Below are 7962 nucleotides of genomic sequence, written 5' to 3'. Positions count from 1 at the left end.
CCCTCGGCGGCCGCCCCGCCCCCGGTCCGGCCGCCCGGCCCGGCCCGGCACCCGGTCGGCGCCCCGGGGCACGTCCCGCCCGGCCAAGGACCTGCGCCTCGCCCCGGTGCGCGGCCGGCTGCGGCTGCTCAGCGTGGCCGTCACCCTCGTCCTGCTCGTCTTCGGACTGCGGCTCCTCCAGGTGCAGGCCGTGGACGCGGGCAGCTACGCGGCGGCCGCCGACGTCAACCGGTACGTCACCGTCCCGCTCGCGGCCGAGCGCGGCACGGTCACCGACCGCGAGGGCCGGGAGCTGGCCACGACCGTCGACGCCTACGACATCACCGCCGACCCCTACCTCTTCGAGCGCGAGCAGGCCGGGGTCGCCGACGCCCCCGCCCGGGCCGCCGCCCTGCTCGGCCCCATCCTGGGCGAGGACCCGGCGGAGCTGGAACGCCGGCTGACCGACCCGCCCGCCCCCCGCTACGTGCGGCTGGCCCGGCAGCAGACGCCGCAGGTCTGGCGGCAGATCCAGGACCTGCAGAAGGAGCTGGCCGAGAAGAAGGGCGACGGCGGGGGTGCCAACGTCCTCGCCGGTGTCTACGCGCAGCCGCGTGCCAAGCGCGTCTACCCGAACCACGAGCTCGCCTCCGGCGTCCTCGGCTTCGTCACCGCGAACGGGGAGGGTGGCGGCGGCCTGGAGGCCCAGCTCGACACGATCCTCGCCGGTGCGGACGGCAAGATCACCTACGCCCAGTCGGCGGGCCGCCGGGTGCCCACCGCCGGCGGTCGCGAGCAGCCGCCCACGCCGGGCTCGGGCGTCGAGCTCACCCTCGACCGCGACATCCAGTGGGCCGCCCAGCAGGCCATCTCGGAACAGGTGCGCGAGTCGAAGGCGGACAGTGGCTACGTCATCGTCCAGGACGTGCGCAGCGGCGAGATCCTGGCGATGGCCAACGCCCCCGGGTTCGACCCCAACGACCTCTCGACGGCCAGCTCCGGGACGCTGCGCAACCGGGCACTGGAGGACGTCTACGAGCCGGGCTCGACGGCCAAGCTGATGACCATGGCGGCCGTGCTGGAGGAGGGCGTCGCCCTGCCCGGCACCCATGTGACCGTGCCCAACCGGCTGGACCGCGCGAACCGCCTGTTCGCCGACGACCACGACCACGAGACCTACCACCTCACGCTGACCGGCGTCCTCGCCAAGTCGAGCAACATCGGCACCATCCTGGCCGCCGAACGCCTCGGCGACTCCCAGGCGGAGGCGAACAAGGTCCTCCACCGCTATCTGACCAGGTTCGGCATCGGCCGCCCCACCGGCCTCGGCTTCCCCGGCGAGAGCGCCGGCATCCTGGCCGCCCCGGGAGACTGGAACGGCTCCCAGCAGTACACGATCCCCTTCGGTCAGGGCCTGTCCGTCAACGCCCTCCAGGCCGCCTCGGTCTACTCCACCATCGCGAACGACGGCGTCCGCGTGACCCCCAGCCTGGTGCGCGGCACCCTCGGGCCCGACGGACGCTACGAACCCGCGCCGGACCCGCGGCGCGACCGGGTCGTCAGCGAGGAGACGGCGGACATCCTGAGCCTCATGCTGGAGGAGGTCGTCACCGACGACGAGGGCACCGGAGCCCCCGCCGCGATCCCCGGCTACCGGGTGGCGGGCAAGACCGGGACGTCCAACCGCGTCGATCCCCAGACCGGCCGCTACAACGGCTACACCGCGTCCTTCGCCGGGTTCGCCCCCGCCGACGAGCCGCGGGTGACCGTCTACTGCGCGGTACAGAACCCCACCAAGGGCAGCTACCACGGGAGCTCGGTGTGCGGGCCGGTCTTCCGGCACGTCATGCAGTTCTCCCTCAAGACCCTCCAGGCGCCGCCGACCGGCGCGAAGGCGCCGGACCTGCCCACCACCTTCACCCCGGGCGACTGAACGGAAGACCCCCACGTGAGCACCCTCACCGACGACGCTGAGCGGCGGCGGACCCCCGCCACCCCCCCAACCCGGCCGCGGCCCTCGCTTCGCGGCGAGAGCGCGGCGCCGGGTAGTGTCACCGCCGTGCCACAAGCTGATCAGACCCCTACCTCCCCGCCGCGCCCCTCCGGGGTGAGCCCCGTCGATCTGACGGAGCTGGCCCGGTCACTGGGGATCGCGGACGTGCGGCCCGCAGTGGCCGGCGGCGGCGACGACGCCCCCGCCCGGCCGGAGGCCATCGCCGTCACCGGAGTCACGCACGACTCCCGTGCCGTCCAGCCGGGTGACGTCTACGCGGCCCTGCCCGGCGCCCGGTTCCACGGCGCGGACTTCGTCGCCCAGGCCGTCTCCCGCGGTGCCGTCGCGGCCCTGACCGACCCGGCCGGAGCGCAGCGCTGCGCCGACGCCGGGCTGGCCGTGCTCGTCGTGCCGGACCCGCGCCGCCACATGGGCAAGCTGGCCGCCACCGTCTACGGCGAGCCGGGCCGCGACCTCCTGCAGATCGGGATCACCGGCACCTCCGGCAAGACCACCACCGCCTACCTGGTGGAGGGCGGGCTGCGGGCCGCGGCCAAGGAGGGGGAGCTGACCGGGCTCATCGGCACCGTCGAGTCCCGCATCGGCGACGAACGGCTCAAGGCCCAGCGCACCACCCCCGAGGCCACCGAGCTCCAGGCCCTCTTCGGCGTCATGCGGGAGCGCGGGGTCACCTCGGTGGCCATGGAGGTCTCCAGCCACGCCCTGGTCATGGGCCGGGTGGACGGCTGCGTCTTCGACGTCGCGGTGTTCACCAACCTCAGCCCGGAGCACCTGGACTTCCACACCGACATGGAGGACTACTTCGCGGCCAAGGCGCAGCTCTTCACCGCGGCGCGCTCCCGGGCCGGTGTGGTGAACCTCGACGACGAGTACGGGCAGCGGCTCGCCCGCGAGGCCGGGGTGCCGGTCACCACCTACTCCGCCGAGGGCCACCCGGACGCCGACTGGCGGGCCGAGGACGTCGAGGTCGGACCGCTCGGCTCGGTGTTCACCATCGTCGGGCCGCAGGGGGTGCGGGCGCGGGCGGCGGCGCCCATGCCGGGCCCGTTCAACGTCTCCAACGCGCTCGCGGCCGTCACGGCCCTCGTCGTCGCGGGCATCGACGTCCAGACGGCCGCCGACGGCGTCGCCGCCATCCCCGGCGTGCCGGGGCGCCTGGAGCGGGTGGACGCGGGCCAGCCCTATCTGGCCGTCGTGGACTACGCCCACAAGCCGGACGCCGTCGAGTCCGTGCTGCGCGCGCTGCGCCGCGTCACCGACGGGCGTATCCACGCCGTCCTCGGCTGCGGCGGCGACCGCGACCCGCACAAGCGCGGCCCGATGGGCGCCGCCCTCGCCCGGCTGGCCGACACCGCCGTGCTGACCTCCGACAACCCGCGCTCCGAGGACCCCCTGGCGATCCTCGCCAGCATGCTCGCCGGAGCCGCCGAGGTGCCCTCCTACGAGCGCGGCACCGTCCTGCTGGAGGAGGACCGCGCGGCCGCCATCACCGCGGCCGTGGCCCGCGCCGAGCCCGGGGACGTCGTGATCGTCGCCGGTAAGGGGCACGAGGTCGGCCAGGACATCGCCGGCGTCGTGCGCGCGTTCGACGACCGCGAGGTGCTGCGCACCACCATCGAGGACCGCCTGGCCCGCAAGCCGCTCGCCGCGCCGGACGGCTCCGCCGACGCCCCGGGCCACGGCTCGCACGGCGTTCCGCACCGGGCCACCAACGAGGAGCAGCCCGCCTGATGATTCCGCTGACCCTCGCCGAGATCGCCGCCGTCGTCTCCGGCCGGCCGCACGCTATACCGGACCCGCAGGTCAAGGTGGTCGGCCCGGTGGTGTACGACTCCCGCGAGTGCGCCCCCGGCGGCCTCTTCGCCGCCTACGCGGGCGAGCGCGTGGACGGCCACGACTTCGCGGCCCAGGCCGTCGCGGACGGCGCCGTCGCGGTGCTGGCCACCCGCCCCGTCGGAGTGCCCGCGATCGTCGTGGACGACGTCACCGCCGCCCTCGGAGCCCTGGCGCGGCACGTGGTGGCCACCCTCGGCGCCACCGTCGTCGCCCTCACCGGCTCCTCGGGCAAGACCAGCACCAAGGACCTGATCGCCCAGCTGCTGGACGCCCACGCGCCCACGGTGTGGACGCCCGGCTCGCTCAACAACGAGATCGGGCTGCCCGTCACGGCGCTGCGGGCCGACGCGACGACCCGTCACCTCGTCCTGGAGATGGGCGCCCGCGGCATCGGCCACATCGCCTATCTGACCGGGCTGACCCCGCCGCACATCGGCCTCGTGCTCAACGTCGGCACCGCGCACCTGGGGGAGTTCGGCGGAGTCGAGCAGATCGCCCAGGCCAAGGGCGAGCTGGTGGAGAGCCTGCCCCCGGCGGAGGAGGGCGGCATCGCCGTCCTCAACGCCGACGACCCGCGGGTGCGGGCCATGGCCTCGCGCACCCGGGCCCGCGTCGTGCTCTTCGGCGAGGGGCGCGACGCCGACGTACGGGCGGAAAACGTCTCACTCGGTACCGACGGACGCCCCTCCTTCACCCTTCACACACCCTCCGGGTGCAGCGACGTGACCTTGCGGCTGTACGGTGAGCACCACGTGTCGAACGCGCTCGCCGCGGCAGCCGTCGCCCATGAACTGGGCATGCCCGCCGACGCCATCGCACAGGCGCTGAACCATGCCCGCGGTCTCTCCAAGTGGCGGATGGACGTCACCGAGCGCGCGGACGGTGTCACCGTCGTCAATGACGCGTACAACGCGAACCCCGACTCCATGCGGGCCGCTCTGCGCGCACTGGCCGCGATGGCAGGCAGCGGGGCGGACGGGGTGCCGCGTCGCACGTGGGCGGTGCTCGGTGAGATGGCCGAACTCGGTGACGCGGCGCTCGCTGAGCACGACGCGGTCGGACGGCTCGCCGTCCGGCTCAACGTCAGCAGGCTCGTGGCGGTCGGCGGCCGGGAGGCCGCGTGGCTGGACATGGGCGCCAAGAACGAGGGTTCGTGGGGTGAGGAGTCGGTGCACGTGTCCGACGCACGGGCGGCGATCGACCTGTTGCGCAGTGAGCTGCGCCCGGGGGACGTCGTACTGGTGAAGGCGTCCCGTTCGGTGGGGCTCGAGAAGGTCGCCGCGGAGCTGCTGGCCGAGACCGAGGGTGGGGTCGCCGGGCGATGAGGCAGATCCTCTTCTCCGGGGTCATCGGTCTGTTCCTGACCCTGATCGGTACCCCGCTGCTGATCAAACTCCTCGCCCGCAAGGGCTACGGCCAGTACATCCGGGACGACGGCCCCCGGGACCACCACAGCAAGCGCGGCACGCCGACGATGGGCGGCATCGCCTTCATCCTGGCGACGCTCGTCGCCTACGGCCTCACCAAGCTGCTCACCGGCAGCGAGCCGACGATCTCCGGCGTGCTGGTGCTCTTCCTGATGGCGGGCATGGGGCTGGTCGGCTTCCTGGATGACTACATCAAGATCGTCAAGCAGCGCTCGCTCGGTCTGCGCGCCAAGGCGAAGATGCTGGGCCAGCTCATCGTCGGCATCACCTTCGCCGTGCTCGCCCTCAACTTCGAGGACCTGCGCGGCAACTCGCCCGCCTCCGACCGGCTCTCCTTCACCCAGGACTTCGGCTGGCAGATCGGCCCGGTGCTGTTCGTCATCTGGGCGCTGTTCATGACGCTGGCCATGTCCAACGGCGTCAACCTGACCGACGGCCTGGACGGCCTGGCCACCGGCGCGTCCGTCATGGTCTTCGGCGCCTACACGTTCATCGGCGTGTGGCAGTACCAGGACTCCTGCGCCATCACCGGCAGCCCGTCCTGCTTCGAGGTACGCGACCCCCTCGACCTGGCCGTCGTCGCCGCCGGACTCATGGGCGCCTGTTTCGGCTTCCTGTGGTGGAACACGTCACCGGCCAAGATCTTCATGGGCGACACCGGATCGCTCGCCCTCGGCGGCGCCCTCGCGGGCCTGGCGATCGTCTCCCGCACCGAGCTGCTCCTTGCCATCCTCGGCGGACTGTTCGTCCTCATCACCCTCTCCGTGGTGATCCAGGTCGGCTCCTTCCGCCTGACCGGCAAGCGGGTGTTCAAGATGGCGCCACTCCAGCACCACTTCGAGCTCAAGGGCTGGAGCGAGGTGCTCGTCGTCGTCCGGTTCTGGATCATCCAGGGCATGTGCGCCATCGTCGGCGTCGGCATCTTCTACGCGGCATGGGCGGCACAGAAGTGAGCGCCGCGCCCGCCTTCCCCGACGAGCCGGGCAAGCCGCTCGACGTCGCCGGGCGCACCGTCACCGTGGCCGGGCTCGGGGTGAGCGGCGTCAGCGCCGCCCGCGCCCTGGCCCGGCTCGGGGCCGCCGTCACCGTGGTCGACGGCGGGTCGGGCGAGGCCCAGCGCGCCCGGGCCGAGGCGTTGGCGGCCGAGGGCCCCGACGGGATCGCCGCCCGCCTCGGCGACGGCGACACCCTGCCGCCCGGCACCGAGCTCATCGTCACCTCGCCCGGCTGGCGGCCGGACAGCCCGCTGTTCGCCGCCGCCGCGGCCGCCGGCGTCCCGGTGTGGGGCGACGTCGAGCTGGCCTGGCGGCTGCGTGGGACCCCGGGCGCGAGCAGCGCGCCCTGGCTCGCCGTCACCGGTACCAACGGCAAGACCACCACCGTGCGTATGCTCGCCTCCATCCTCGGCGCGGCGGGTCTGCGCACGGCCGCCGTCGGCAACATCGGAACCCCGATCGTCGACGTCGTGCTCGGCGGTGAGGAGTTCGACGTCCTGGCCGTCGAGCTGTCCAGCTACCAGCTCCACTGGGCGCCCTCCCCGCGCGCCCACTCCGCGGCCGTCCTCAACCTGGCCCCCGACCACCTCGACTGGCACGGCTCCATGGACGCCTACGCCGCCGACAAGGGCCGCGTCTACACCGGCAACGAGATCGCCTGCGTCTACAACGCCGCCGACCCCGCCACCGAGCGGCTCGTCCGCGAGGCCGACGTCGTGGAGGGCTGCCGGGCCATCGGCTTCACGCTCGGCACCCCGGGCCCGTCCGAACTGGGTGTGGTGGAGGGCCTCCTCGTCGACCGCGCCTTCGTGCCGGACCGGCGGAAGCAGGCCCAGGAGCTCGCCGAGGTGGCCGACATCGCCCCCGTCGCGGGCCCGGCCGCACCGCACAACATCGCCAACGCCCTCGCTGCCGCCGCGCTGGCCCGCGCCTTCGGCGTACCCCCGGCCGCCGTCCGCGAGGGGCTGCGGGCCTTCTCACCGGAGGCCCACCGCATCGCCCGGGTGGCCGAGGTGGACGGCGTCACCTACGTCGACGACTCCAAGGCCACCAACCCGCACGCGGCCCAGGCCTCGCTCGCCGCCTACCCGGACGTGGTGTGGATCGCCGGCGGGCTGGCCAAGGGCGCCACGTTCGACGAGCTGGTCGCCTCCGCCGCCGGCCGGCTGCGCGGCGTCGTCCTGATCGGCGCGGAACGGCACCTGATCGCCGAAGCGCTGGCCCGACACGCCCCCGAGGTCCCCGTGGTGGACCTCGACCGCACCGACACTGGGGCCATGAAGGCGGCCGTCGACGCGGCGGCCGGCATGGCCCGTCCCGGTGACACCGTCCTGATGGCCCCCGCGTGCGCCTCGATGGACATGTTCACCAACTACGTCCGGCGCGGCGAGGCGTTCGCCGAAGCCGTCGGCCTGCTGGGCGCGGAGCCCGGTACCGTGCGGCCGGAGAGCCGGGAGGCCTGAGGCCCGCACGGCGCCGCCCCCGGCCCACGGGTCCAGCCGTCCACCGGACCGCCGGGCCGTCGGCCGCGGCCTGGCGGAAGGGGAGAGCGAGATGACGGCGGACAAGCGGCCCACCCGGGAAGCACCGCGCGGCGGGCCGGCGCGGCCCTCGCCCGCCCGTTCGGGCCGCCGCCCCTCGGCGGCTTCCCCGGGCGGGTCGGCGGGCGGCCCGTCGGCGTCCGGCCGCTCCCCGGCGTCCACCGGCCGTC

General features: G+C 74.2%; 5 protein-coding genes. All 5 read left to right on the top strand.

From position 1 onward, the window contains the following. The coding region (locus HPT28_RS26210) for a penicillin-binding protein 2 (protein ID WP_219094426.1) at positions 1 to 1912 on the top strand (1912 nt) is incomplete at its 5' end. Between the two features lie 15 nt (positions 1913 to 1927). Next, positions 1928 to 3724 carry a UDP-N-acetylmuramoyl-L-alanyl-D-glutamate--2,6-diaminopimelate ligase gene (locus HPT28_RS26205; RefSeq protein WP_219094424.1) on the top strand — a complete coding sequence of 599 codons (1797 nt, stop codon included), beginning with the start codon at positions 1928 to 1930 and terminating at the stop codon, positions 3722 to 3724. Then, positions 3724 to 5154, top strand: a complete 1431-nt coding sequence (murF, locus tag HPT28_RS26200) for a UDP-N-acetylmuramoyl-tripeptide--D-alanyl-D-alanine ligase (RefSeq protein ID WP_219094422.1) — start codon at positions 3724 to 3726, stop codon at positions 5152 to 5154. Before HPT28_RS26205 ends, murF begins: the two co-directional genes overlap by 1 nt. Beyond that, entirely contained in the window at positions 5151 to 6209 is a 1059-nt protein-coding gene (gene mraY / locus HPT28_RS26195) for a phospho-N-acetylmuramoyl-pentapeptide-transferase (protein ID WP_219094421.1), read from the top strand. The genes murF and mraY overlap by 4 nt, the downstream gene beginning before the upstream one ends. Then, a complete protein-coding gene (murD, locus tag HPT28_RS26190; RefSeq protein WP_219094419.1) occupies positions 6191 to 7714 on the top strand; it encodes a UDP-N-acetylmuramoyl-L-alanine--D-glutamate ligase in 1524 nt (507 codons plus the stop codon). Before mraY ends, murD begins: the two co-directional genes overlap by 19 nt. Positions 7715 to 7962: the final 248 nt, after the last annotated feature.

Source organism: Streptomyces sp. JJ38 (assembly GCF_019303475.1).
Taxonomy (GTDB): Bacteria; Actinomycetota; Actinomycetes; order Streptomycetales; family Streptomycetaceae; genus Streptomyces.
This window is presented reverse-complemented; position numbering and strand designations above follow the sequence as displayed.

Excerpts from the sequence above, each read along its gene's own strand:
- murF (WP_219094422.1), top strand. The coding sequence starts at position 3,724 with ATGATTCCGCTGACCCTCGCCGAGATCGCCGCCGTCGTCTCCGGCCGG.
- mraY (WP_219094421.1), top strand. The coding sequence starts at position 5,151 with ATGAGGCAGATCCTCTTCTCCGGGGTCATCGGTCTGTTCCTGACCCTG.
- murD (WP_219094419.1), top strand. The coding sequence starts at position 6,191 with ATGGGCGGCACAGAAGTGAGCGCCGCGCCCGCCTTCCCCGACGAGCCG.